Below are 3,006 nucleotides of genomic sequence, written 5' to 3'. Positions count from 1 at the left end.
CAAAGAAATTAAAAATCAAATGACTTACTTAGGGATAGAGCCGTCAAAAATCCTTCCAAATATCAGAGAAAAAAAATTTGGGGCTGTAAATATTCAAGTGCTCAAGCTGCTTTCCTTTGTGAAAAGAAGAGTTCATGCCATTGTTCATTAAGCTGAACAGCCTTAAGAATACCAAGAGATTTACTGCCGGATTTACTCCAACTCATTCCATTTCGCTTTTGCCGTCGCCCTATAATCGAGTTCACACCACTTTCTACGCGACCACTTCCAATATACTTTCCGAGTTTTTTACGTTTTTTATAATTTATGATTTCAGAACGATGTTTTTCAAGGTATTCTAATAGATTCTGCTTGCGTATTTTACGTTCACTTGATACTTCTTTTTGTTCAATTATTCTCATAGCTTCATCTATGTGCCCTCGCCACAAGCAGTGTAGAACCTCTTTGATCATCTCTTTCTTTTCTTCAATAGGCAATCCGAACATACTCATATGCTCATTGACTTTCTTTTTGAGGTGATACCAGTCTAAAATCACTGTCACGATCATTCCAAAAGTAAAGCTTAAAAGACTTCGTATATCACGAGCCCCATCATTTATAGCCACAATGTTGATCGGCTGAGAGTCTGAGCCATATTCTTTGATTAAACTACTTGTTATCATTTCTGATACTCCAACTTGAGTCTCAGAAGCTTCGTCTACGCCACCCAATAAATAAGAAAACTTATGATTCTTTTTTTCCAGTAGTACCAATGTGGTAGGAATAAAATGTCTCTTTTCTTTGGGAATATGGTCACGACATAACTTCTGCTCTTTTACAAGGATATCATCAACCGTAAGGCATACCTCATCGATCTCTTCATCATACAGATCGACCGTAGGGTTAATTTCGGGCATTTCAGCGGTTTCAAGCGTTAGACGTGCTTGAACCGCCCACTCTTCACTTACTTGTTTGGCGCGATCTGCAACCATTTGATGAATACATTGGTCGCTTAGTTGCTGTTCTCCACTAACATCTATGACGGCTTCTACTGCTTTTGTATATGTAGTATCTCGTGCATAACGACAAGCCAACTCTTCCAAACCTTTGGTGCTTTTATGACAAAGAGAATTGCCAGCACGCTCAAAATAGCTTTGCGATTCATTGCCCTGTGAATCTTTAAATCTTTGATTTTTAAACATAAATGATCCATGGAGTGTCTTTACTGTGATAACGTTCGTTCCATTACATGAGATTCCAGCAGGCTTTTTTTTATATACTCAGTTTGTTCATTTTCTAAAATACTTTTCTGAATTTCTGTCAATATTATATTCTTTAGTTCCTTAATAGACATTTCTATATCATCAATCGTTCCGTTCTCAATACTTAAAAGGTGCTCCAGATCTGTCACTATCTTTTGTTCAGAGTCCAAAATGGTGATTTGAGCCTTATATTGCTTGGATTTCATACGCACCTCCCATTAAAATATATCTTATCTCAAGTCGGATTTTCTTTGACAGACGGCCTTACTGAGCACATTATGTTGTTTGTACGTATTTTAGCAATTAATTTAAACTATAGTCAATTTTTATAAAAATGAATCCATCACTTGAATATTTACAGTCCCAAAAATTTGAAAACATCTCAATCCAATATCTCATAAAAAATCAAAAAAAACTGCAGGGTCTATCTGAAACTTGTATTAAAAACGGAAACAAAAAAAAGATGAATTGACTGAATCTGAAAATATTACAATATCCCATATTTATCTTGATAAACATAACAAACTTTCTAAAATCTCTTTAGAAAAAGATACTGCTATAACAGGTTTACTTTCTTATAACAAAAAAGAAGGATTTATTCGCATACCCTACAAAATGGATATTGATCAAATTCTTGATGAATTCAGAACTCACAGTGCCGGTGTTAAAATCGCATTTAAAACTAATTCTACACTGTTTAGATTATCTTTCCAAGAACCACCTAAAGTCCTGGGATCAGACTGTTTTTCCCAATTTGCAAAAGGTGCCATTGATGTTGCAATAAATGGAAAACTTCAAATTCCTCTGTCTTTAGGAGATCCCTACCATACTAATTACATTTACGATTATGCTTTAAAAAATTTTAGTGTAACAAATACTAGTAACATTATGAAAGAAAACAAAAACGGTCAACTTATGAAAAAAGTTGAAATTTTCCTTCCATCCTATATCAAATGTCCTGAATTTGATATCTATATTGAAAAAAATACTATTGCAATACCAGATAAATACTGCAACACTAAAACAATACCTTCGCCAATTATGCCGCCCTAGGTTGACGATGAATACAGCCTATACGGCAAACTCTTTCATATAGTCGATCGAAAATACCTGATCCATCAAAACTTGGATCGGTTTTTAATAGCTCTTTGACATAGAAAAGCCCGTGAAATCTGGCTTTTAGATCATTGACACTAAAAGGCGTCTCTTCTGGTGCCGCCCTTCCAAGTACTTGGGAAACGTTCACCATAAACATGGAGAGATCGGCTGCGTTTTGAACGGATTGCTCTTTGATCGTCATAAAGTCTTCAAGTCCCCAGTGTTGCTTGGCCTCTCTAAATGTGAATTCAATTTGAAATCTCAGACGATAATAATGGATCATGGTTTTCGCATCGAGCTCCAAATCACTGCTGAACAAGATGACCCGACCTTCCTTTCCATTGGATAAATTTTCTTTATGAATGATTGTGACATTCAACTGATCCGGGTAGTCTTTGTGCCACATGGTCGCCTGATATATGCTGGTCCTGATATTGTTCTCCACGGTAGATTCCACAAGATAGCGCTTGGGTATTCGAGCGTAATTGATCTTGTCACCGTATTTTTTGGGTTTTCCTTTTCCACTATATTCCCCATCATAGGGGAAATAGAGCTCTGAATTGCAATTGAGCTTCGAGATGAGTTCGAGTCCGCAGCTGCGGGTCATTTGAAGACAGGGATTATTCCCAAAAGCACCATCATAAAGAAAGTAGCGCGGCGTGATGGT

The 3,006-nt window shown here is 36.5% G+C and carries 4 protein-coding genes; 1 reads left to right on the top strand and 3 read right to left on the bottom strand.

What is annotated here, in order from left to right; all coding sequences use genetic code 11:
* Positions 1-101: 101 nt before the first annotated feature.
* Both MTBBW1_RS26600 and MTBBW1_RS26595 read right to left on the bottom strand, forming a co-directional pair.
* A complete protein-coding gene (locus MTBBW1_RS26600) occupies positions 102-1,181 on the bottom strand; it encodes a hypothetical protein (protein ID WP_080809863.1) in 1,080 nt (359 codons plus the stop codon).
* A 20-nt stretch (positions 1,182-1,201) separates the two neighbouring features.
* A complete protein-coding gene (locus tag MTBBW1_RS26595) occupies positions 1,202-1,447 on the bottom strand; it encodes a hypothetical protein (protein ID WP_080809861.1) in 246 nt (81 codons plus the stop codon).
* 262 nt (positions 1,448-1,709) lie between these two features.
* Here MTBBW1_RS26595 and MTBBW1_RS26590 point away from each other — a divergent pair, with 262 nt between their 5' ends.
* Positions 1,710-2,294, top strand: coding sequence for an SGNH/GDSL hydrolase N-terminal domain-containing protein (locus MTBBW1_RS26590; protein WP_080809858.1), 585 nt, complete (start codon positions 1,710-1,712; stop codon positions 2,292-2,294).
* Here the strand turns inward: MTBBW1_RS26590 and MTBBW1_RS26585 are convergent.
* Positions 2,281-3,006, bottom strand: a 726-nt coding sequence (locus MTBBW1_RS26585; protein ID WP_139786925.1) for a transposase, incomplete at its 5' end; no start/stop codon positions are given. The genes MTBBW1_RS26590 and MTBBW1_RS26585 overlap by 14 nt on opposite strands.

Origin of the sequence: Desulfamplus magnetovallimortis, from assembly GCF_900170035.1 — a bacterium.
In the GTDB taxonomy this organism is placed as follows: Bacteria; Desulfobacterota; Desulfobacteria; order Desulfobacterales; family Desulfobacteraceae; genus Desulfamplus; species Desulfamplus magnetovallimortis.
This window is presented reverse-complemented; position numbering and strand designations above follow the sequence as displayed.

What these genes read in the sequence shown, in the direction of transcription:
- MTBBW1_RS26595 (WP_080809861.1), bottom strand. Translation starts at nt 1,447, where the DNA reads ATGAAATCCAAGCAATATAAGGCTCAAATCACCATTTTGGACTCTGAA.
- MTBBW1_RS26600 (WP_080809863.1), bottom strand. Translation starts at nt 1,181, where the DNA reads ATGTTTAAAAATCAAAGATTTAAAGATTCACAGGGCAATGAATCGCAA.